This window comes from Dietzia sp. 2505, assembly GCF_040546785.1.
GTDB lineage: Bacteria > Actinomycetota > Actinomycetes > Mycobacteriales > Mycobacteriaceae > Dietzia.
Genome location: NZ_JBEPON010000001.1, coordinates 757,715 through 780,650, shown reverse-complemented (window position 1 = coordinate 780,650; position 22,936 = coordinate 757,715). Strand labels below are relative to the sequence as shown.

The following is a 22,936-nucleotide window of genomic DNA, read 5'->3' as shown; positions in this document are numbered from 1 at the left end:
AGTGCGCATGACGGGACACGACGCCGTCGACGAGGAACAGCGCCACCTCGGCCGTCTCCTCGATCGTCTCGAGGAACTCCGGGCCGACACCCGGGCCCGCCTCGACGCCGTCCTCCGGGGCACGGGGGGGACTCCTCAGGCGCGATCGGAGCGGGAGTCGTTCGCGCGGCTCTACTCGTCGGAGCTGGCGGCGTTCAACGCAGCCAACCTGGGCCTGTACTTCGGACGGCTGGACATGGAGGACGGAGAGGTCCGGAGGATCGGTCGCGTCGGACTGAGGGACGACGACGAGGACCTCACTCCGCTCCTGCTGGACTGGCGCGCGGACCACAGCCGTCCGTTCTATCTGGCCACCACCGCCCGTCCCGAAGGCGCACACCGTCGTCGTCATCTCCGCACCATCGGCAGAAGGGTCATCGGGGTCCACGACGAGTACCTCACGGCACCGGTCGACGGTGAGGTGCCGGAGGACCACGATGACGTCGTCGGGGAATCCGCCCTGCTCGAAGCACTGGACAGCGCGCGCTCCGCTCACATGACCGACATCGTCGCGACCATCCAACGCGAGCAGGACGAGATCATCCGCAACCCCCACGCCGGTGTCCTGGTGGTCCAGGGCGGGCCGGGGACGGGGAAGACCGCCGTGGCCCTGCACCGTGCGGCCTACCTGCTCTACACGCACCGCCGCAGGCTGGACCGCAGCGGAGTGCTGATCGTGGGACCCAACGCGCGGTTCCTCGACTACATCGCGCGCGTGCTGCCGTCCCTCGGCGAGTCGGGCGTCGTCCTGCGCACACTCGCCGACCTCTACCCCGGGGTCCGTGCCACCGGTTCGGAGACGCTCCGCGGCGAGGAGGTCAAGGGCTCGGCGGACATGGTCGACATCCTCAAGGCCGCCGTCCGCGCCCGCCAGTTCGCCCCGGAGGCGGACGTGGTGGTGCGGTGCGAGGGACACGACCTGGTCCTCACGCCCGCGGTGGTCCGCGCCGCCCGCGGCCGGGCCCGGATGACGCGGCGACCGCACAATCAGGCGCGTTCCACGTTCGCGGCGAAGATCATCGACGCTCTCACGGAGCAGTACGTGGCGTCCCTGACCGATCCCGTCGGACACGCGGAGGACGACGCCTGGTCCCCCGAGGGCGACGGGGTCGGGGATCTCGGTGACCCCGCCCGGCCTCTGCTGGACGCGGAGGACCGGGCCGCGCTGCGCACCGAGGTCGAACGCGCTCCCGAGGTCCTCGCCGCGATCGACGAGTGGTGGCCCACACTGCGGCCGGAGCGGTTGTTGGCCGACCTGTTCTCCAGCAGCGAGCGGATCGCCGAGGCGGCCGGTGACTACGTGGCCGAGGACCAGGAGGCTCTACTCCGCGCTGACGGCGGGGCGTTCTCGGTGGCCGATGTCCCGCTCCTCGACGAACTCGCCGAACTGCTGGGCGAGGACCCCACCGAGGAGGGCAGCGAGGCGGACCGGGCCTGGGCCGAACAGGTCCGGCAGGCGGAGGAGGCGCTCGAGATCCTCACCGGCTCGGCGGTCCAGGACATCGAGGACGATCTGGATCCGGAGGTCCTCATGGCGTACGACGTGGTCGACGCCGAGTCCCTCGCCCGGCGGCACAGTGCGGACTCGGACCTCACCGTCGCGGATCGTGCCGGCGCGGACCGGACGTGGGCGTTCGGGCACGTGATCGTCGACGAGGCGCAGGAGCTGTCCGCCATGGCGTGGCGGGCGTTGATGCGCCGCTCCCCCAACCGCTGGATGACCCTCGTCGGGGACGTCGCCCAGACCTCCAGCCCTGCGGGCATCGACTCGTGGGAGGACGCGCTCTCGCCGTACGTGGACGACCGGTGGGTCCTCTGCGAGCTCACCGTCAACTACCGCACCCCGGAGACCGTCTCCGCGGTCGCGGAGCAGCTGCTCGCGCAGATCGATCCGGGGGCGACCTCGCCGCGCCCGGTACGTGCCGGACGACGGCCTGTCGCGTGGCTCGAGACCGAGACGGGCTCGGTGGGCCGGGTGGTGGCCGACGAGATCTCCCTCGTGCCGCAGGACCGGGCGGTGGCCGTGCTCCTCCCCGATGACCTCGAGCACGAGAACGCGTCCGGGATCGCCGCCCTCAGGGAGGCCGTGCTCGCGGCGCGCCCGGACGCCTCGGTCCTCCCCCTGGCCCTGGCCAAGGGACTCGAGTTCGACGTGGTGGTGGTGGTCGATCCGGAGCACGTCCTCGGACGATCACCGCAGGGGCTCCAGGATCTGTACGTGGGGGCCACCCGCGCCACCCAGGAACTGGTCCTCGTCCAGCCCGGTCGGTTCGGGCCACTGCTCTCACGGATCCGCGAGACCGTCTCGGACGACACAGAGGAGCTCAGCGCATGAGCACACACGCGGTGCGGATCTCGGCCGTCACGGCGTTGTGCGCGGTCCTCGCGGTGGGCGGCGGATGCGGGCCCGCGGAGGAGGCGACCGACCGGACCGTGAGGGCGGAGACCACCGGTCAGGGGGCCGAGGCCGAAGCCGGGGAGACCGCCGCGGGCGGCGCGAGAGGCCCTGCCCGGAACGGTAGCGAGCAGGATTTCCTCGACGACCTGACGGCGTTCGGACTACCCACTGAGATGACCGCCGCCACCACCGTCGAGGTGGGTATAGGGATCTGTCGGAACATCTCCGACGGGTCCGACACCGAGACGATCCTCGATCACCTCCGCCCGCTCACCAGCGCGATAGCCGCGCAGGATCCGGAGCGTGACACCGCCGAGGTGGGCCGGGCCATCATCGATGCGAGCCGGGCCCACCTCTGCGGTTGACGCTCCCCGGTCCACCGACCCGGGTCGTCCGCCAACTCAGGTCGTGTGGACGATGAGCACGTCGCAGACGGCCCGGCGGGCCGCATCCGCGGGCACCGAACCCAGGAGTCGGCCGGTCAGCGAGTTGAGGCCCTTGTTCCCCACGACGAGCAGATCCGCGTCCACCTCGTCGGCCAGCTTGATGAGCGATTCGACCGGCGCGCCCTTGACGGTGCGTGCCTCGACCGTCGACGCTCCTGCGGCGACCGCCCGGTCCTTGGCGGTCCGGACGATATCCTCGGCCGGGTTGTCACCGCGGATCTGATAGGCGTCGGCGCCCAGCTGATCGGCGGCCTGGCTGACCGAACGCGGATCGGCGGGCACGTAGGCGCAGGCGATCACGAGGGTCGCGGACTCGTCGGCGGCAAGCGACGCGGCACGGTCGACGGCCCGGTAGGACGACTCCGAGCCGTCCGTACCCACGACCACCTTCTTGTAGGCGCTCAATTCTCTTCCTCTCGTCGGCAACAAGTTCTACCCAGCGTAGTGCGCGTGGGTCCCCGCCGTGCCCGGTAAGCGCGCGACGTCACAGTGACGGGTCAGTCGATTCCCGCCTCACGCATCCCCTTGAGCTCTTTGCGCAGCTCGGCGATCTCGTCCCGGAGCCGACCCGCCAGCTCGAACCGTAGGTCCGTGGCCGCCGACATCATCTGCTCGGTCATCTCCCCGATGAGCTTCTCGAGTTCCTTCCGTGGCCGCGCCGACTCACCCGCCGCCCGAGCACCCACGAGCTCGGGCCGGTCCCGCGGGTCGGAGGACGACTCACCGTCCTTGTCCTCCCCGACCCTGTCGAGGATGTCGGCGATCTTGCGCCGCAGGGGCTGCGGATCGATGCCGTGCTCGGTGTTATAGGCGACCTGCTTCTCACGCCGGCGGTCGGTCTCCTCGATGGCCTGTCGCATCGCCTCGGTGACGGAGTCCGCGTACATGTGGACCTCGCCGGAGACGTTGCGGGCCGCACGTCCGATGGTCTGGATGAGCGAGGTGGCCGACCGGAGGAAACCCTGCTTGTCGGCGTCGAGGATGGCCACAAGGGAGACCTCGGGGAGGTCGAGTCCCTCCCGGAGCAGGTTGATGCCCACCAGGACGTCGTACTCGCCGCGTCGCAGGTCGCGGAGCAGCTCCACCCGCTGCAGGGTGTCGATCTCCGAGTGCAGATACCGCACACGCACACCCAGTTCGAGGAGATAGTCCGTGAGATCCTCGGACATCTTCTTGGTCAGGGTGGTCACCAGCACCCGCTCGTCGCGATCGGCCCGGGCGCGGATCTCACCGAGGAGATCGTCGATCTGCCCCTTGGTGGGCTTGACGACGATCTTCGGGTCCACCAGACCGGTGGGACGGATGACCTGCTCGACGAACTCGCCCCCTGTCCGTCCCATCTCGTACGCGCCGGGGGTGGCCGACAGGTACACGGTCTGGCCGACCCGGTCGGAGAACTCCTCCCAGGTGAGCGGTCGGTTGTCGAGTGCGGACGGGAGCCTGAAACCGAAGTCCACGAGGTTGCGCTTGCGGGAGGCGTCGCCCTCGAACATCGCGCCGATCTGGGGAACGGTCACATGGGACTCGTCGATGACCGTGAGGAAGTCCTCGGGGAAGTAGTCGATCAGAGTGGCCGGGGAGCTGCCCGCGGCGCGGCCGTCGATGTGCCGCGAGTAGTTCTCGATCCCGGAACAGAATCCGACCTGCTGCATCATCTCGATGTCGTACGAGGTGCGCATCCGCAGTCGCTGGGCCTCCAGGAGTTTGCCCTGGTTCTCCAGCTCGGCCAGCCGCACCTCCAGTTCCTCCTCGATCGAGGCGATGGCCCTGGCCATACGGTCGGGTCCGGCGACGTAGTGCGTCGCGGGGAAGATCCGTACCTCGTCGACCTTCCGGACCACGTCTCCGGTCAGGGGATGGATGTAGTACAGGGCGTCGACCTCGTCACCGAAGAACTCGATGCGCACCGCGAGCTCCTCGTAGGTGGGGATGATGTCGACCGTGTCACCCTTGGCACGGAACGTCCCGCGCGTCATCGAGACGTCGTTGCGCTCGTACTGCACGTCCACCAGCAATCGCAGTAGCCGGTCGCGTTCGACTTCCTGGCCCACGGCCAGTGCGACGGACCGGTCCAGGTAGGACTGTGGTGTGCCGAGACCGTAGATGCACGAGACCGAACTGACGACGACGACGTCGCGCCTCGAGAGCAGCGACGACGTCGCGGAGTGACGGAGCCGCTCCACGTCGTCGTTGATGGACGAGTCCTTCTCGATGAAGGTGTCCGTCTGGGCGATGTACGCCTCGGGTTGGTAGTAGTCGTAGTAGGAGACGAAGTACTCGACGGCGTTGTTGGGGAGCATCTCCCGCAATTCGTTGGCCAGCTGCGCGGCGAGGGTCTTGTTGGGCGCCATCACCAGGGTCGGCCGCTGTACCTGCTCGATGAGCCAGGCCGTCGTGGCGGACTTACCGGTACCGGTGGCCCCGAGCAGCACGATGTCCCGCTCTCCCCGCCCCAGCCGCTCGGTGAGCTCGGCGATCGCCGTCGGCTGGTCCCCGGACGGGACGAACTCACTGACCACCTCGAACCGGTCGGTGGTGCGCTCGACATCCCCGATGGGACGGAACTCGGAATAAGACAGGACGGTCGGGTCTGCGGGGATCCCGTCGTCGGGGATCTCGGTCGCGAAAGCCATACCGCCAGCTTACGAGTCGCCGCGCACCCCCGCCTCTCGACGAAAGACCTCCGGCGCCTCAGGTTGCTATTACTCTGCACTGGAGCTCCCCTCATCTCGCTGCCCTCGTCTGGAGAAGCCGTGTCCCGGAACACCCCTCGTCGTCCCCGTCTTTCCCGGAGGACACCTTCACCCCTCGCGGCGGGCACGGTCGCCGCACTCGCGATCGGAGCGCTGTCGGTGCTGTCACCCGTCGCGGCGGCCGCGCCGTGTGACCCGTGGCCCCCGGCCGGCGGGACCGGCGGGACCGGCGGAATCGGCGGATCGGGCTCCCTCTCCGGATCCGCCGACACGCAAGTGGGAACGCCGGCCACCCCGTGGGCCAACGGGGCGAGTGGCTACATCCCCGTCCTGCAGGGGCGCACCACGACGGTGGAGTTGCTCACCGGCCCCACCAGTCCCAACAGGACCGTCGAACGATTCGGGATCTCCGGCACCGACCTGGGGATCCTGTGGGAGAACGGCAACGCCTCGAACCCTCAGATCATGATGGCTCTGGGCGATACCATGGGCGACTGCAGTGTCCCGGGAGACCAGTGGCGCAGCAACATCCTCTTCCGCTCGTCCGACCGCACGCTGTCGAACGGGATGCGGATCGACGACGCACCGATGGAGCGGGTCGGCCTGGCCAAATCCATTCTCCCCCGCTCGAACCTCCCCGGCGAGGTCACCGTCATCCCGACCGCCGGAGTGGAGGTCGGTGGCACGCAGTACCTCCGGTACATGTCCGTCGCCAGCTGGGGCGACCCCGGCGAGTGGGTCACCAACTACTCGGCGCTCGCGGCGTCGGGGGACAACGGGGAGAACTGGACCCCGGTGGCGGGCACCGCCCGCACCGGCACCGGGAGCGCGCGACTCGTCCCGACGAACCTCGGGGCCCCGTTCACGACCCACACCGCCGGCCAGATGAGCGCGTTCCTCAAGCACGACGGGTTCGTCTACGAATACCTGACCCCGTCGGGCCGCAGCGGCGCGGTGACGCTCGCCCGCGTGCCGGAGCGCTCGATCAGGGACATGTCGGCCTACGAGTTCTGGACCGGGTCCGGCTGGGGCGGCGACCACCGCTCGGCGGCGTCCGTGATCCAGCCCCGCGTGAGCGAACTGTCCGTGTCGTGGAGCGCCCGACTGGGGCGCTTCATCTCCCTGTACACCAACGGCAACAACGACATCGTGATGCGTCAGGCCGTGAGGCCCGAGGGGCCGTGGTCCGGAGAGGACATCCTGCTGTCATACCGGCACGTCCCCACCCTGTACGGGGCGTTCGTCCACCCGTGGAGCCCGGCGGTCGAGACGGTCGGGTCCGACCTGTACTTCACCATGTCCACCTGGGACGCCTACAACGTCTTCCTCATGAAGACCGACCTGAACCAGATACCCGCGAGGGCGCTCCCGGCCACCGAGAGCCGGATGCGCGTCGCGGACAACAGCTGGACCCGAAACACCCCGGACCCGGCCGAGACCGGTGAGACCGTTCTCGTCGAACGTCTCCCCATCCCGAGGGCCTGATGAGCAGGGCGCTGCCGCGACTGGCCGCAGCGGCACTCGTCACCGTGTCGGCGTCCGTCACGATGCTCGCCGACACCGGGGCCGGCATCGCCACGGCCGGCCCGTGCAGCGTCATGTTCGGCAACTTCGGCTCGCTGCTGGAGAACCAGACCGGCGCCGGTATGGCGGGCGGTTCGCTGGGGTCCGCAGGCTCGGCCTCCACCGGTCCACCCGGATCCGCCTCGCGGGCCATGGGCTCGGCCGACCGCTCGGGGTCACTCGTGCAGCAGCTCGAGACCGGGTCCCTGGGCAACGGACTCTCCGGCTCCCTGAACACGGTCGCCGGGTCCGTCTACGGGATGCCCCCCTGGATCACCGGAGAGGAGGGCACCGTCCCCGTCCTCCGCGGCCCCACCCAGTTCCTCCAGCTCGTCACGGGGCCCACGAGTCCTACCGAGTCGATCAGCCGCTACGGGGTGGCCGGAACCGATCTCGGCATCATGTGGGACAACGGGCACGCCACCGATCCGGAGATCCTCATGGCCTTCGGGGACACGATGGGTGACTGCACCGTCCCCGGGAGCCAGTGGCGGTCGAACGTCCTGTTCCGGTCCGGTGACACCGACCTCGGCGACGGTGTGCAGATCGACTCCGCGGCCACCGGCCCCGACGGTCTGGCCAAGTCCATCGTTCCCCGTTCGGGACTACCCGGGGAGGTCACGATCATCCCGACCGCGGGGATCGCGGTCGAGGGGGTCCAGTACCTGCGCTTCATGTCGGTCGCCCGCTGGGGGCAACCGGGGTCGTGGACCACCAACTACTCGGGGTTGGCCTATTCGACGGACAACGGGGAGAACTGGACCGTCGTGCCCGCTCTGGCACGACCGATCACCTCCGCGGTCCCGGTGGGCGACGGCGCACCCCCCGTCGACCCCGTCTGGCGGGACTCGCAGATGAGCTCCTACCTCCGGACCGGAGAGCACCTCTACGAGTACCTCACACCGTCAGGGAGGCAGGGATCCGCGATCCTCGCCCGCGTACCGGTCGCCGGGTCCCCGTCGGCGGAGGACCTCGACGGAGCCGGTGGGTCACCGCCGACCGCGGGAATCCTCGATCCGGCCGCCTACCGTTACTGGGACGGCACAGACTGGGTGGCCGACCCGTCGGACGCCGAGCCGGTGTTGCCCCGCCCGGCCAGCGAACTCTCCGTGATGTGGAACGACTACCTAGACAAGTACACCGCGATGTACTCCCAGGGCTACAACTCCGTCGTGCTCCGCACCGCCGATCGCCCGGAGGGCCCCTGGACCGCGCCCACCGTCCTCGTGGACTACTCCATGCTCCCCGGGGTCTACGGCGCGTTCATGCACCCGTGGGCCCAGGGTGAGGATCTGTACTACCTGGTCACCACGTGGAATGCCTACAACGTGTTCCTCGTGCGCACCAGCCTGTCCGAGGTCGTCCCGACCGCCCTCCGCAGGGCCACGGCGCCCGCCGGACCCCCGGCCTCCGAGGTGATCAGGCATGTGCCGGTCTCCGAGCTCGTCGGCGGTGCGGTCCCGACGGAGTGACCGCGCCGAGCTCGTCGGCGGTGCGGTCCCGACGGAGTGACCGCGGTGGGGTGAGCAGGGCGGGGTGGTCAGGGCGGGGTGGTCAGGGCGAGGCACCCAGGCCGAGATGATCGGGCCGACGCGGCCGAGGCACGCGAGCCGGGTGACCGCTCAGCGGTCCGACGCCTCACAGAGGGTCCGCTCCCACTCCCGGGTCTCCTCGCGGTCGGCCCGGCGGAGGATCTCCGAGTACTCCACCCGCGCGCTCGGATCCGAACCGATGGCCTCGGCGATCAGCAGGGCGAACTCGTGTTCCGGATCGTCCTCGGCGAGGATCGACACCTCGAGCGGCCGGGCGGGGTCACACCAGTGCAGCAGAGGACGTTCGGCCGAGCGGTCACGGACGTATCCCGCGCCGGTCAGGAGCGCCAGCGCACGCTCCACGGCCGCCTCGTCCCGCACCGTCACCTGCAAATCCACGATGTCCGGTGCATCGAGACCGTCGACAGAGGTGGGGCCCACGTGATCGATACGGATCGCGACGTCCCCCAGCACATGTCGCAACCTCGCCGTCGCCCTCGCCGCCTCCGCCGCCCATTCCGGCCGGAACGGCACCACGGTCCGGTCCCCCACCACAGGTGTGCCCGTACGCAGGTTGTGCTCGAAGGGTTGCAGTCGTAGCTCGACGAGCATACGGACGATCTCCCGAACCGGTTCGCGGTCGCCGGAGTTGTCGATCAGGACATCGGCCTCCGCCCGACGTGCCTCGTCGGTCGCCTGACGGGACATGCGCGCGCGGGCGTCGTCCTCCGGCATCCCCCGCTGCTCGACCAGTCGCCGGAGCCGAATCTCTGCCGGGGTGTCCACCACGATCACCAGGTGGTACGCGGGGGTCATTCCGCCCTCCACCAGCAGCGGCATGTCGTGGACGACGATCGCGTCCGGAGGCGCCGAACCGAAGAGCTCGGCAGTGCGCTCCCCGATCAGCGGATGGGTGATCGCGTTGAGCGCGGCGGTCCGCTCCGCGTCGACGAAGGCGCGGGCGGCGAGCGCGGCCCGATCGAGAGCGCCGTCCGGCCCCACGATGTCGTCGCCGAACTCGGCGACGAGCATCGCCAGACCCGGTGTGCCCGGTTCGACGATCTCCCTCGCGATCCGATCCGCGTCGACGATCACGGCACCGGCCTCCGCGAGCACTGCCGTCACCGTCGACTTGCCGGCCCCGATTCCACCGGTCAGACCCACCATCAGCATGAGTCGAAGTCTAGGTGACCGGAGTCTCCCCCGGCCGCCGAGGCACCTCCCCCGGAACAAATAGACCACGGCCCCGGTCGGCACCCCACCGCGAGGTGGGACGACCGTCCGGGGCCGTGGTCCGGGCCGTCAGGCGCCAGTGGCGCCGTCAGACCGCGAGGTCACTCACCGCCGGCGAGCTTCGCCCGCAGGGCGGCCAGCTGCTCGTCGGACGCCAGCGAACCACCGGTCGACTCGGCCGGGCTGCTGGTCTCCGCAGCAGCGGGACGGGACGACGACGGGGCGGACTCGGACGAGTAGTTGGTCGGCGCGGCCTCCGCGGCCTCCGCGGCAGCGGCGCGACCCTTCTCGATCTGACCGGTGTGCATCTTGTGACGACGCTCGGCCTCCGCGTAGCGGTTCTCCCACTCCTCGCGCTGCTTCTCGAAGCCCTCGAGCCATTCGTTGGTCTCGGGATCGAAGCCCTCGGGGAAGATGTAGTTGCCAGCCTCGTCGTAGCTGTCGGCCATGCCGTACTTCGACGGGTCGAACTCCTCCGTGTAGTCCTCGTCCGCCTGCTTGAGCGAGAGCGAGATACGGCGACGGTCGAGGTCGATGTCGATAACCTTGACCATGGCGTCGTCGTTGACCGTCACGACCTGATCCGGGACCTCGACGTGGCGCTCGGCCAGCTCGGAGATGTGGACGAGGCCCTCGATGCCCTCGTCGACACGCACGAACGCGCCGAACGGGACGAGCTTGGTGACCTTGCCCGGCACGATCTGACCGATCGCGTGGGTCCGGGCGAAGTGCCGCCACGGATCCTCCTGGGTGGCCTTGAGCGACAGCGAGACGCGCTCGCGGTCCAGGTCGACGTCGAGGACCTCGACGGTGACCTCCTGGCCCACCTCGACGACCTCGGACGGGTGATCGATGTGCTTCCAGGACAGCTCGGACACGTGGACGAGACCGTCGACGCCACCGAGGTCGACGAACGCACCGAAGTTGACGATCGAGGACACGACGCCCTTGCGGACCTGGCCCTTCTGCAGCTGGTGCAGGAACTCCGAGCGGACCGCGGACTGGGTCTGCTCGAGCCATGCACGACGCGAGAGCACGACGTTGTTGCGGTTCTTGTCCAGCTCGATGATCTTGGCCTCGAGCTCCTGCCCCACGTAGGGGAGGAGGTCGCGGACGCGGCGCATCTCCACCAGGGAGGCGGGGAGGAAGCCACGGAGGCCGATGTCGAGGATCAGGCCACCCTTGACGACCTCGATGACGGTGCCCTTGACGGCCTCGTCCTTCTCCTTGAGCTCCTCGATCGTGCCCCAGGCGCGCTCGTACTGGGCGCGCTTCTTGGACAGGATCAGACGGCCGTCCTTGTCCTCCTTGGTGAGGACCAGGGCCTCGACCTCGTCGCCCACCTCGACGACCTCACCGGGGTCGACATCGTGCTTGATGGAAAGTTCGCGCGAGGGGATGACACCCTCGGTCTTGTATCCGATGTCGAGCAGGACCTCGTCGCGGTCGACCTTGACGATCGTGCCCTCGACGATGTCGCCATCGTTGAAGTACTTGATCGTGGCGTCGATGGCGGCGAGGAAGTCCTCCGCGGAGCCGATGTCGTTGACGGCTACCTGCGGCGAGGTGGTTTTGGTGGTCATAGGGTGGGGTGCTCCGGAGTGGATAGGAATCGTAGGTGGACAGATGTTCGCGAGCGTGTACGCACGCGACGGTCAACTGTACTCTGCCAGCGTGACGTCCACAAACCCCCCCGACCACGGTGAGTCCGTCCGCGCCTCGCGCGCGTGGTGGGACACCGAAGCGGTCGAGTACCACGACGAACACGGCGACTTCCTGGGTGCCCACTCCCCCGACGGGGAGTTCGTGTGGTGTCCCGAGGGCCTGCACGAGGGCGACTGGGCCCTCCTCGGTGACGTCGCCGGCCGCAACGTCCTGGAGATCGGGTGCGGTTCCGCGCCGTGCTCCCGGTGGATCGCCGGCCGCGGGGCCAGCGCCGTCGCCGTCGACCTCTCCGCCGGGATGCTCCGCGTGGGCGCCGAGGCGGCGAGCAGGTCGACGGGTCCGGCGGCCGGGGTGCCGCTGATCCAGGCCGACGCCGGCCGCCTGCCGTTCGCCGCCGGCAGCTTCGACGTCGCGTTCTCCGCGTTCGGGGCCATCCCCTTCGTGGCGGACACGGCCGGGGTGATGGCGGAGGCGGCACGAGTGCTCCGGCCCGGCGGCCGGTTCGTCTTCTCCGTCAACCACCCGATGCGGTGGATCTTCCGAGACGATCCGGGCCCCGAGGGACTCGTGGCCGCGTTCCCGTACTTCGACCGGACTCCCTACACCGAGTACGACGAGGAGGGCGGCCTCACCTACGTCGAGCACCACCGCACGGTGGGTGACCGGATCCGGGAACTGGTCGGTGCCGGGTTCGTGGTCCGGGATCTGATCGAGCCTGAGTGGCCGGAATGGCTGGACCGCGAATGGGGTCAGTGGAGCCCGATGCGCGGCAGCGTCTTCCCCGGAACGGCCATCTTCGTGGCCACCCTCCCCTGACCGCCGGCTGTCGTCGCGCCGACTACAGGATCTTCGACAGGAAGTCCTTCGTCCGCTGGTGCCGGGGCGCCACGAGCACCTCCGACGGGCGCCCGGCCTCGACCACGGCTCCGTCGTCCATGAAGGCGATCGTGTCGGCGACCTCCCGGGCGAAGCCCATCTCGTGGGTGACCACGATCATGGTCATGCCGCCGTCCGCGAGGTCCCGCATGACGCCCAGGACCTCACCGACCAGCTCCGGGTCGAGTGCTGACGTGGGCTCGTCGAACAACATGAGCTTGGGTTCCATCGCCAGCGCGCGGGCGATCGCCACCCGCTGCTGCTGACCACCGGACAGCTGAGCCGGATAGGCGTCCGCCTTCGCCGAGAGCCCGACCTTCTCCAGCAGGGCCCTGGCCCGCTCGGTGGCCTCGGCCCGCGACTCCCCCTTGACCAGCATCGGCGCCTCGATGACGTTCTCGAGGGCCGTGCGGTGAAGGAACAGGTTGAAGTGCTGGAACACCATCCCGATGTCCCGGCGCTGCCTGGCGGCGTGCCTGGGCGAGATCTCGTAGAGCTTGTCGCCCTTCTCGCGGTACCCCACCAGGTCGCCGTCGACGTACAGCCGACCCGCATCGACACGCTCGAGGTGGTTGATGCACCGGAGGAAGGTGGACTTGCCGGAGCCGGACGGGCCGACCAGGCACAGCACCTCTCCGGCCGCCACCTCGATGTCGATGCCCTTGAGCACCCTCAGTGAGCCGAAGCTCTTGCAGACCTGCTCGGCCCTGACCATCGGAGTCATGGCATACCTCCCGACTGGTCGGTCCCTCTGGCCGCCGCGAGCCCCGAGGGGGTGAGGCCGTCCGCCTCGGCCAGCGCCCGCAGCTGCTTTGCCGTGAGCTGGCGGGTGGCGCCCCGCGAGAACTTCTTCTCCAGGAAATGCTGCCCCACCATGAGCACACTGGTGATCACCAGGTACCAGGTGGCCGCGACCAGTAGCAGCGGGATCGGCTGGAAGTTGACCCCGGAGATGTCGCGGGCCTGACCGTAGAGCTCGCCGGAGAACGGGATGGCCACGACGAGTGAGGTGGTCTTGAGCATCGAGATCAACTCGTTGCCGGTCGGCGGGATGATCACCCGCATGGCCTGCGGCAGAATAGTCCGGCGCATGGTCTGACCCCACGACATGCCGAGCGCGGTGGAGGCCTCGGCCTGTCCCTCCGGGACGGACGAGATGCCCGCCCGCACGATCTCGGCCATGTAGGCGGCCTCGTTCATGGCCAGACCCACCACCGCCAGCCAGAACGCCGAGTACAGGACCATCGTGTCGTCGAAGCGCACGATCTGGAGGTCGGTGAAGGGGATGCCGAACTGGACCTGCCGGTACAGCGTGAAGATCAGGCCCCAGAACAGCAGCTGGACGTAGATGGGGGTTCCGCGGAAGATCCACAGGTACACCCAGGCCACGGCCTTGAGCACCGGGTTGCTGCTCATCCGCATCACCGAGAGGATGACCCCCAGGATGACCGCGAGGATCATCGACAGCACCGTCAGCGCGATGGTGTAGAACACCGCCATGCCGAACCGGGTGTCGAACAGGTAGCGGCCGTAGGTGCCCCAGCCATAGGCGGGGTTGGTCGCGGCGCCCCAGATGAAGAGGAACACCAGGACCAGGACGATGGTCGCCGAGACCCACCGCCATGGGTGCCGGAGTGGCACCGCCTCGATGGGGTCAGGAGCGTCTCGGGGGGCCGAGGCGCCGTTATGCGCGGTGCTCACCGACCGGTCACTCAGCCCTTCCGGATCTCGGCGTCGTCGATCAACCCGTCCTCGAGGCCCCAGTTCTGGGCGATCTTCTCGAAGTCACCGGTCTCGATGAGCTTGTCCGCTGCGGCCTCGAGCGCGGCGGCCAGCTCGGACCCCTTGCGCACGGGCCAGCCGTAGGGGGCGGAGTCGAAGACGTCCCCGGCCAGCTGCATCTTGCCCTCGGACTGCTTGACGGCGTACGCCGAGATGGGCGAGTCGGCGGACATCGCGTCGACCTTGCCGAGCGCCACGGCGGTGGAGGCCTCGTCCTGGGAGTCGAACTGGACCTTCTCGATCGCGGGATTTCCGGCGGCGACGCACGCCTCGCTGCGGGCGGGCACGTCCTCCTGGTCGGAGACCGTCGTCCGCTGGACCGCGACGCTCAGGCCGCACGCGTCGTCGGGATCGACGTCGGTGCCCGCCGCCGATGCCCACTGGATGCCGGCCTCGAAGTAGGTGACGAAGTCGACGGTCTGCAGCCGCTCGTCGTTGACGGTGAACGACGAGGCGCCCATGTCCATGGTGCCGCCCTCGATCGCGGGGATGATCTTCTCGAAGTCGGACTCGCGGAACTCCGCACGCAATCCCATGAGCTGGGCGGCGGCGGTCATCACGTCGATGTCGAAGCCGACGATCTCGCCCTGCTCGTTCTTGAACTCGTTGGGCGCGTACGGCGGGTTGGTGCCGATCACCAGCACGCCCTTCTCGCGGATCTCGGCCGGCACCAGGGCGGCGATCTCGTCGTCCGCCTCGAGCGAGACCTCCTGCCTGGGCTCCCCCGAGTCCTCGGGCCCCTCGGTGTTGGTCGTGCAGCCGGTGAGCGCGAGGGCCGCGGTGGCGGTCAGTGCCAGTGCGGCACGGAGGCCGCGCCGTGAGGTGAGGGTCATGTGCGTGCCCTTTCAGGCGTCGGGTAGCCGAATCTGCAATGAACCTAGGGCATACGTCGGGCACCACAAAACGCACCGCCCGCATTTGGCGTCAGTGGTTACTCACTGGTTACTCAGTGGGCGGCGGAGTCCCAGTCGGGCCCCGTGCCCGTGGAGACGTCCAGCGGGACGTTGAGTTCGATCGCGGAGTACATCCGGTCGACGACGAGCTCGCGGACCTCCTCGAGCTCGCCCTTCGCCACCTCGAGAACCAGTTCGTCATGGACCTGGAGCAGCAGACGGCTCTGCAGCCCCCGCTCGTCGAGGTCGGCGTCCACCTTGAGCATCGCCGCCTTGATGATGTCCGCGGCGGTGCCCTGGATGGGGGCGTTGAGGGCCGCACGCTCGGCGTTCTCGCGCTTGAGCCGGTTGTCCGAGTTGAGCTCGGGCAGGTAACGGCGACGACCGAAGAGTGTCTCGGTGTAGCCGTCGCGTCGGGCCTGGTCCACCACCGCGTGCAGGTAGTCGCGGACTCCCCCGAAACGGGAGAAGTACGCGTCCATCTGTTCGCGGGCCTCGGTCTGGCTGATCCCGAGCTGCGCGGCCAACCCGAACGCGCTGAGCCCGTAGGCGAGCCCGTAGCTCATGGCCTTGACCCGGCGCCGGAGTTCGGGGGTGACCTGGTCGATGGGCACCCCGAACGCCCGTGAACCGACGAAGGAGTGCAGGTCCTCGCCGGTCCGGAACGCCTCGATCAGCCCTTCGTCACCGGACAGGTGCGCCATCACGCGCATCTCGATCTGGCTGTAGTCGGCCGTGAGCAGGCAGTCGTAACCCTCGCCCACGACGAACGACTTGCGGATCCGTCGGCCGTCCTCGGTGCGGACCGGGATGTTCTGCAGGTTCGGATCGGTGGAGGACAATCGCCCGGTCGCGGCTACCGTCTGGTTGAACGTGGTGTGGATGCGCCCGTCGTCCCCGATGGACTTGATCAGACCCTCGACGGTGGTGCGCATCTTGGTCGCCTCGCGGTGCAGGAGCAGTGCCTCGAGGAAGGCCCGTCCCGGGGTGTCCCCGGTTTCTTTGGTGAGAAGCTCCTCCAGCGCCTTGGCGTCGGTGGTGTATCCGGTCTTGGTCTTCTTGGTCTTGGGCATGCCCAGGGTGTCGAACAGCACCACCTGGAGCTGCTTGGGCGAGCCGAGGTTGATCTGCTCGCCCCCGATCGCGGCGTAGGCCGCCTCCGCTGCGTCCCGCCCACGGTCGGCGAACCCGTCGCGCAGGTCGTCCAGGGCCGACGAGTCGACCGCGATGCCGATCGACTCCATCCTCGCGAGCACCGGCACGAGCGGCAGTTCCATATCCGCGAGCAGCTGCGCGCCGTGCACCTGCTCCAGCTCCACGTCGAGGCGCTCGGCGAGGTCGATCACGGCCCGGGCGCGGGTCGCCGCCGAGTTGGCCGCCTGCTGCTCGGCCTCGGGCTCGTCGACCTCGTCCAGGAGCGACAGTTGCTTCTCCGCCGCCTCGGGCTCCGGGAGCTCACGCTGCAGGTGACGCTGGAACAACTCCGCCAGTCCGTAGCTGCGCTGACCGGGCCGGACGAGGTACGCGGCGAGTGCCACGTCCAGCGTCACCCCGCCCAGCCGGAGGTCCCGGCCCATCAGGGCGTGGGTGGCGGCCTTTGCGTCGTGTACCGCCTTCGACACCGCGTCGTCGGCCAGCCACGCCTGTAGAGCCTGTTCGTCGGCGGGGTCGATCCGCGCGAGGTCGATGTGTCCGGAGGCTCCGCCCGCCGCGGCCACAGTGACCGACTGCGCGTCCCCCGCGCCCGGTCGTGAGGGACCGACGACGACGAGGCCGTGCCGACTCCCGGCCGGCGCGTGGGCCGCCAGCCAATCCGAGACCTCGCCCGCCCGCAGCACCGCGGCCTGCTCGATCTCGATCTCGGGGACCGGATCGGGTGCGCCCTCCGGGAGGAACGCGGAGAGGAACCGGTCGCGTGCCTGGGGACCGAACTCCAGCCGGTCGAACAGGGCGTTGACGTCCGCCCGCTCGGGCAGGCGACGGGTGAGTTCATCCAGCTGGACGCCGAGGTCGAGGTCCCGGGTGAGCTCGGTGATACGCCGGTTGAGCTGCACCTGCGGGAGGTGCTCGCGGAAGCTCTCCCCCACCTTGCCCTTGACCTCGTCCGCGTGGGCTATGAGTTCTGAGAGGCTTCCGTACTGCACGATCCACTTCGCCGCCGTCTTGTCACCGACCTTGGGCACGCCGGGGAGGTTGTCGGAGGTGTCGCCGCGCAGAGCCGCGACGTCCGGGTACTGCGCGGGGGTGACCCCGTACTTGGACTCCACGGCCTCGGGGGTGAAGCGGGCGAGCTCCGAGACTCCCTTGACCGGGTAGAGGACCGTCACCGAGTCGGAGACCAGCTGCAGCGCGTCACGGTCCCCCGTGCAGATGAGCGTGTCGGCCCCTGCGGCCTGGGTGGCCAGGGTGGCGATGATGTCGTCGGCCTCGTGGCCTTCCAGCGACAGCGTGCGGACCCCGAGTGCCACCAGGGCCTCCTGGATCAACTCGACCTGACCTTTGAACTCCTCCGGGGCCGCCGACCGCGTGGACTTGTACTCCGGGTACTCGGCCGTCCGGTGCAGGGTCGCCCGGGAGACGTCGAACGCCACCGCCAGGTGGGTGGGCTCCTCGGTGGTGACCAGGTTGGCGACCATCGACAGGAAGCCGTAGACCGCGTTGGTGTGCTGCCCGGAGGCCGTGGAGAAGTTCTCTGCGGGAAGGGCGTAGAACGCGCGGAACGCCAGCGAGTGCCCGTCGAGGAGCAACAGACGGGTGGGCCCGTGTGCTTCGGCGTCGGCGGACGCGGTGGTGGCGACGGAACTGGCTTCGGCGGTCTGGCTCGTGTTGCTCACACGGCCACTCTAGGGCGGGCGTCGGACAGCCGCTCACCGGTCGTCGGTTAGACTTTCCGACCAGCGGCTCGCCGCGTTCGCCCCCGTAGCCCAATTGGCAGAGGCAACGGATTCAAAACCCGTCCAGTGTCGGTTCGAGTCCGACCGGGGGCACCACAGCGTCCGCCTGCCCGGGGCACAGCAGCTGCCGCCTGCCCGGGGCACAGCAGCTGCCGCCTACCCGGCGGGAGGCGGCTCGATGATGAGGTCGCAGACCTTGTCCCCATCGAGGCGGAACCGGTACCAGAGATCGGCCTTCCCCCCGGGGAAGTTGCCTTCCAGGTGGCCTGCCACGAGCCACGTGTCGTCGGCCGTCCTCGTCTGGCCGATGTAGTCCAATGTGTACGTGTACTGACTGGCGGACGTGGTCAACCACTCTCGGATCGCCGCCGAACCGAGGTATTCCTTGTCCTCGTCGACCACCCTTGCGTCCGCCGTGAACACGGTGTCGGCGGGCAAATCGCGCGTGCTGCTGAGTTGGGATTCGAGATATCCGCGGACAGCAGCCGGCAACAGGTCGGGCTCGTAGGGATCGAATCTGGTGGCGCTCACGGAGTTCTCCTCGGACTGGCTGGAACTGACTCGCGACCACGATGGTCGCGTCCTTGGGTATACCGTTCCGGTCCGACATCCACGCGTTGCTCCACCTCAGTCCGGATCGAGCGGATCACAGCGTGCGCAGAGCCTTCCGGATGCTGGGTGCGACCTCGCGCCGGCAGGTCCGAGCCACCGGCGGGGAGCCGTCAGCGGCTACCGCTGGCCGGCGCTGGCAGCTCCCCGGAGCACTGCGCTCAGCGCGGACAGGTCCAGGGACGGACTGTCCACCAGCAGTTCGATCAACACCGCCGCCTCGTCCTCCGTCCAGCCGGCCAGACGCAGATTCCTGTCGGCTTTCGCGCGGATCGCCTCTTCGGGAACCGGGCGCCCGGCCCCACCGAGCACGTCGCGGACGCTCGCCGTGTGCACGCGGCCGTCCCGGGTCCGCGCGTCGACACGAGCCGGGTACCGGGCGGGGAACCCGGAGTCATCCCAGAGCTCGTAGGTCATCCTGCCGGCCATGGCGGCCCGCTCCCCGCCGATCGGGTCGGTGAACAGAGAGTTCCTGACCTCGCCGTCGACCAACCGAGCCGCGAGGACGTACGGGAGACTCCACCGCGCATCGTGTCCGCTGGGAGGTATCTGCCTGGTACTCCACGGTTCGGCGATCACCGGTGCGGCCCCGGCGGGGACGTGACAGTGGAGACTGTCGATGTCCGCCGGCTGAAGGCCCTCCGAGAGCAACTGCTCGACGGCCTCCACGAACGGATGGATGAAGTGACAACACGGGATCAGCTTGTACGCGGCGTCCGGGAGGTGCCATCTCTCACCGAGGTCGCCCAGCAGCGCGTCGAGCCTGGCCGGCGCTCCGGGGTCGTCCGCGAACAAGGTGTAGAAGCCGTGGTCGCCGTCAAGGACTCTCGATGGCCCGGTGATCCCCGCCCGGGCGAGTTCCGCCGCCCACAGTCCTGAGTGAGCGGCCCACGCCGGCTGTGCGGCCTTGACCGTCGCCCCCTCCGCGAGGAATGCGAAAGTTCCGCCGGGTTGGCTGCCGGAGATGCCGAGTGCGTCGGCGCCGTTGTGGGTGTCCCCTCGGATCAGGATCGACACCAGTGCGGCGGCGAACGGGCCGGCGGCGCTCGTGGTCTGGAAACCGCGTGACTGTAGGGTTCCCGGACTGGCCAGGCCCATCCGGATGAGGACCTCCCACCCGATGGCATAGGCGGCGGTCATCCGGTCGCCGTCCGCGCCACTGGACTCGGCCGCGGCCAGCGCAGCCGACGTCAGGGTCGAACTCCCGTGCATAACCGAGGCGACGTGGGTGTCATCGAACTCCAGGGAGTGGATGAGGGAACCGTTGGCCAGGGCCGCGACCGGGGCCGGTGCGCCGTCCTCTCGTCCGAGTACGGTGCAGGGGCCGTGACCGGACGAGTCGGCGATACTGGTGACTGTCCTGACAGGACCGCTGACGGATCCCAGGATCCCGACGCCCAGGCTGTCGAGCAGATGAAGCCTGGCGGATGCCAGGACGGTGTCGGGGACCGAGGTCATCGCCTCCACGGCCGCGGCCACCAGCTTCTCCGACAGCGTCAGTCCGCCGTCGGGCAACGGATTCGAGTTCGAGTTCATCGACCGACCTCCGGGACGAGTGAGGACAGGACTGTAGACCACGGAGCGTTCCCCGCCACCTCGCCATTGACGATCTGCGCTGCGACGCCGGTGAAGGCGGGGAGGTGCCGGGACGTGAGGTCCGCCGCCTTCTGAAGCACCTCGGTCTCGCCCAGTGGTCTGTCCGGACCTCCGACGGCGCTGAGGCATTCGGCGTCGCGACGCGACCCGTCGGCGTACCGGACCGTCACCCTGGCGGGCCGGTCGTGGGGCGGCTCGGGCAGGGAGCCGTACAGCGTCAGCTGGACCCGATCACGCAGGGCCGCGACAGTGGGGTCCCCCAGCCCCTCGGAGGCGAAGACGGGGGCGTCACCGGACCCGGACGCCAGGACCGCCGCGACGACGTGCGGGACGGAGAACTTTCCGCCCAGGGCCGTGGTCGGGGCGCGGTCGTCGAGGGCCATCGCCAGCGGATGGGTGGACACCTCGATCGTCACGACGTCCTCGGGGGACGGGAGCGGCACTCCGTCGGTGATCTCCAGCGCGCACTCGAGGGCGGCGTGGGTGTACTGACATGCGGCGTATCGCTTGTGATAGCCGTCGAGGATCGCCCACGTGTCGCGCTCGGATGCCAGCTCTTCGGGGTCGACGCCCTGCCCATAGGTCGAACTGAAGACGTCGAAGAGCGTGACGTCGTCCCCGCGGAGGCCTGCTGCGGCGGCATCGGCGGCGAGGAATCCCAGCACCGCTCCTCCCCCGGCCCAGACGTTGCGCACCTGGGCTCCCACCGTGGCGTGACGGAACGGGCCGGCCATGCTCATCGTGGCCGCAGCGTCCACCGCACCGAGGACGGCCGCACCGCTCCGCGTTCGGAGCCAGGTCACCGCCGCGGCGGCGCCGATCGGCGACAGGGTTGCGTGCGGATGCAGGGTGAGTGGCCGAGGTGAAGGAAACGCTCTGGCCACCGCTGTGGCCACCTCGTACCCCACGACCACCGCGTTGAGCAGGTCATCGACCGACGCACCGGTGACCTCGGACTCGGCCATCGCGGCGGGAATCGCGTACAGCCCCCCGTGGCATGTCGCGGGCCGGTATCCCTCGTCGAGCTCGTCCCATCCCGCCGCGACGGCGTTCGCCGCCGCGGCCCGCTCGCGCGGGGCGCGGCCCCCCGCGACGACGGCGGCCTCGCCGCGCACGTCACCACGGGACATCGCGTCGGCGAAGGTCCGGATCTCGTCGTGCTGCCGACCGAACACCATCGCGGCGAGGTCGTCGACGAGTACGAGCGCGGCTTTGCGCCTGAGCCGGGGGTCGGAGCCGACCGGATCACCCGACAACCGGTCGGCGAGGTGGTCACGCCACTCGAACCAGCCCGGAGCGGCGCTCATCTGGCGGCCGCCGCGGCGGCACCGGCCAGCTGCCCCAGACCGATCGCCGTGAGCAACCCGTTGCCCGACGAGTAGCCGCGCCCTCCGGTCTGACCACTCACGCCGGCCGCGACGCCACCCACGGCGAGCAGACCCGGGATCGTGGAGCCGTCAGCACGCAGCACTCGCCCCTCGTCGTCGATGCGGAGCCCGCCCTGGGTGTGGAACAACCCCGGGGTGACCCGTGCCGCGACGTAGGGAGGCTGCAGCGGCGCCATGGCGAACTCGGTCCGTCCGTGTTCGTCGGCGCGTTCTCCCCGGGCGGCCGCCGCGTAGTTCTCCAATGTTCGGATCACCGCGTCCTCCGGTGCGCCCGTCACCGCGGCGAGCTCGGTGGTCGACGCACACTCCTTGGCACCGCCCATCTCGACGAGGTCGCGGAACTCGTCCTCGAGCGAGGTCACATCCCGGATCCGGGTGTCGAACACCGCCCAGATAGGTCCCTGACCGGCCAGGACCTCGGTGGTGAAACCGGAGTACCCGACGATCTCGTCACCGAGCCGACCACCGGTCGAGTCGATGAGCACCCCACCCTTCTCCACCGTGGTCCAGGACAGGATGTTGCCGTACGGGTACGCCACCGCGGCGTATCCCTGGTAGGCCTGCTGGTTCTCGAGTTCACCGCCGAGCTCCAGTCCCCACTCGATCGCCTCCCCCGTTGATCCTGGAGCACCGAAGTACTCGAGCCCGACGAGTTCCGGTGCCCACTCGCCCACAAGGTCTCGATTGGCCGCGAACCCGTTGGCCGCGAGGATGACCGCATGCGAGCGGAGCGTGTACTCCTGCACGCGCTCCCCGGCCACCCGGACTCCGCGCACGATTCCGTCTTCCACGAGCAGACCCGCGACGGGATTACCGGTGACCACTTCGACACCCGCACGGCCGCACGCAGCCACCAGGTCGTCGACCAGGTCCTGACCGCGACGGGACGGCGGTGCGTGCAGCCGGTTGACCGAGTGGCCGACGTGCTTGTACTCCATGATCAGCTTGAGGTCGACCCCGTGCGCGTCCACGAGCCAGTCCACCAACGCACCCGAGGACCGGGCCAGTCGTCTGGTCAGATGCTCGGCCTCGTGCGGTCCGCTCTGCCGGAGCAGGTCCGCCGTCATTCGCTCGGCATCGTCCTCTACACCCGCCTCGATCTGTTGGCGGGTACCGGCGCCCGGCACCGATCCGGTGGACAGCGCGGTGTTGCCGCCGGGAACGTCGAGCTTCTCCAGGACGACCACGGATGCGCCGGAGTCCGCGGCCGCGAGGGCCGCGGTCAGACCGCCTCCGCCTGCGCCGACGATGACGACGTCGACATCGACCTCGGTGTCGGACTGGGGTGAGACCTCTGTGACCATCTGAACGGAACCTGTCGCTTTCTGC

General features: G+C 69.3%; 17 protein-coding genes and 1 tRNA gene. 6 read left to right on the top strand and 12 right to left on the bottom strand.

The window, feature by feature from the left end; translation table 11 throughout:
- The first annotated feature begins 7 nt into the window (after window positions 1-7).
- On the top strand, window positions 8-2,374 hold the full coding sequence (locus ABIE38_RS03510) for a HelD family protein (protein ID WP_354054031.1): 2,367 nt from the start codon (window positions 8-10) through the stop codon (window positions 2,372-2,374).
- Window positions 2,371-2,802, top strand: a complete 432-nt coding sequence (locus tag ABIE38_RS03505; RefSeq protein ID WP_354054030.1) for a DUF732 domain-containing protein — start codon at window positions 2,371-2,373, stop codon at window positions 2,800-2,802. Before ABIE38_RS03510 ends, ABIE38_RS03505 begins: the two co-directional genes overlap by 4 nt.
- 36 nt (window positions 2,803-2,838) lie before the next feature.
- Here ABIE38_RS03505 and ABIE38_RS03500 read toward each other — a convergent pair whose 3' ends face one another.
- Both ABIE38_RS03500 and uvrB read right to left on the bottom strand, forming a co-directional pair.
- Window positions 2,839-3,288 carry a universal stress protein gene (locus tag ABIE38_RS03500; protein ID WP_354054029.1) on the bottom strand — a complete coding sequence of 150 codons (450 nt, stop codon included), beginning with the start codon at window positions 3,286-3,288 and terminating at the stop codon, window positions 2,839-2,841.
- Between the two features lie 92 nt (window positions 3,289-3,380).
- Window positions 3,381-5,516, bottom strand: coding sequence for an excinuclease ABC subunit UvrB (gene uvrB / locus ABIE38_RS03495; protein WP_354054028.1), 2,136 nt, complete (start codon window positions 5,514-5,516; stop codon window positions 3,381-3,383).
- A 219-nt stretch (window positions 5,517-5,735) separates the two neighbouring features.
- On the opposite strand from uvrB, the gene ABIE38_RS03490 reads away from it, so the two are divergent.
- A complete protein-coding gene (locus tag ABIE38_RS03490; protein ID WP_354054027.1) occupies window positions 5,736-7,061 on the top strand; it encodes a glycoside hydrolase family 183 protein in 1,326 nt (441 codons plus the stop codon).
- On the top strand, window positions 7,061-8,611 hold the full coding sequence (locus tag ABIE38_RS03485) for a glycoside hydrolase family 183 protein (RefSeq protein WP_354054026.1): 1,551 nt from the start codon (window positions 7,061-7,063) through the stop codon (window positions 8,609-8,611). The genes ABIE38_RS03490 and ABIE38_RS03485 overlap by 1 nt, the downstream gene beginning before the upstream one ends.
- 150 nt (window positions 8,612-8,761) lie before the next feature.
- On the opposite strand, the gene coaE is transcribed toward ABIE38_RS03485, so the two are convergent.
- Entirely contained in the window at window positions 8,762-9,844 is a 1,083-nt protein-coding gene (gene coaE / locus ABIE38_RS03480; RefSeq protein ID WP_354054025.1) for a dephospho-CoA kinase, read from the bottom strand.
- Window positions 9,845-10,005: 161 nt separating this feature from the next.
- On the bottom strand, window positions 10,006-11,487 hold the full coding sequence (gene rpsA, locus ABIE38_RS03475; protein ID WP_095717229.1) for a 30S ribosomal protein S1: 1,482 nt from the start codon (window positions 11,485-11,487) through the stop codon (window positions 10,006-10,008).
- A 43-nt stretch (window positions 11,488-11,530) separates the two neighbouring features.
- Between rpsA and ABIE38_RS03470 the strand changes: the two genes are divergently transcribed.
- Window positions 11,531-12,385 (top strand): class I SAM-dependent methyltransferase, encoded by an 855-nt coding sequence (locus tag ABIE38_RS03470; protein WP_354054024.1) that lies wholly within the window; start codon window positions 11,531-11,533, stop codon window positions 12,383-12,385.
- 22 nt (window positions 12,386-12,407) lie between these two features.
- On the opposite strand, the gene ABIE38_RS03465 is transcribed toward ABIE38_RS03470, so the two are convergent.
- The 4 genes from ABIE38_RS03465 to polA all read right to left on the bottom strand — a co-directional run bounded on the left by ABIE38_RS03465 (window position 12,408) and on the right by polA (window position 17,954).
- Window positions 12,408-13,169, bottom strand: a complete 762-nt coding sequence (locus tag ABIE38_RS03465) for an amino acid ABC transporter ATP-binding protein (RefSeq protein ID WP_354054023.1) — start codon at window positions 13,167-13,169, stop codon at window positions 12,408-12,410.
- Window positions 13,166-14,146 carry an amino acid ABC transporter permease gene (locus tag ABIE38_RS03460; protein ID WP_354054022.1) on the bottom strand — a complete coding sequence of 327 codons (981 nt, stop codon included), beginning with the start codon at window positions 14,144-14,146 and terminating at the stop codon, window positions 13,166-13,168. Before ABIE38_RS03460 ends, ABIE38_RS03465 begins: the two co-directional genes overlap by 4 nt.
- An 11-nt stretch (window positions 14,147-14,157) precedes the next feature.
- On the bottom strand, window positions 14,158-15,060 hold the full coding sequence (locus ABIE38_RS03455; RefSeq protein ID WP_354054021.1) for an ABC transporter substrate-binding protein: 903 nt from the start codon (window positions 15,058-15,060) through the stop codon (window positions 14,158-14,160).
- Window positions 15,061-15,173: 113 nt separating this feature from the next.
- Window positions 15,174-17,954, bottom strand: a complete 2,781-nt coding sequence (polA, locus tag ABIE38_RS03450) for a DNA polymerase I (RefSeq protein ID WP_354054020.1) — start codon at window positions 17,952-17,954, stop codon at window positions 15,174-15,176.
- A gap of 79 nt (window positions 17,955-18,033) precedes the next feature.
- On the opposite strand from polA, the gene ABIE38_RS03445 reads away from it, so the two are divergent.
- Window positions 18,034-18,110 (top strand) — tRNA-Leu (locus ABIE38_RS03445).
- A 60-nt stretch (window positions 18,111-18,170) separates the two neighbouring features.
- On the opposite strand, the gene ABIE38_RS03440 is transcribed toward ABIE38_RS03445, so the two are convergent.
- From ABIE38_RS03440 to ABIE38_RS03425, 4 genes are all read right to left on the bottom strand, one after another.
- Complete coding sequence (locus ABIE38_RS03440; protein ID WP_354054019.1) at window positions 18,171-18,545, bottom strand: nuclear transport factor 2 family protein; 375 nt, start codon at window positions 18,543-18,545, stop codon at window positions 18,171-18,173.
- A 198-nt stretch (window positions 18,546-18,743) separates the two neighbouring features.
- Window positions 18,744-20,159, bottom strand: a complete 1,416-nt coding sequence (locus ABIE38_RS03435) for an MmgE/PrpD family protein (RefSeq protein WP_354054018.1) — start codon at window positions 20,157-20,159, stop codon at window positions 18,744-18,746.
- Window positions 20,156-21,526: an MmgE/PrpD family protein gene (locus tag ABIE38_RS03430; RefSeq protein WP_354054017.1), complete on the bottom strand. Its 1,371-nt coding sequence runs from the start codon at window positions 21,524-21,526 to the stop codon at window positions 20,156-20,158. The genes ABIE38_RS03435 and ABIE38_RS03430 overlap by 4 nt, the downstream gene beginning before the upstream one ends.
- Complete coding sequence (locus ABIE38_RS03425) at window positions 21,523-22,911, bottom strand: FAD-dependent oxidoreductase (protein WP_354054016.1); 1,389 nt, start codon at window positions 22,909-22,911, stop codon at window positions 21,523-21,525. Before ABIE38_RS03425 ends, ABIE38_RS03430 begins: the two co-directional genes overlap by 4 nt.
- Window positions 22,912-22,936: the final 25 nt, after the last annotated feature.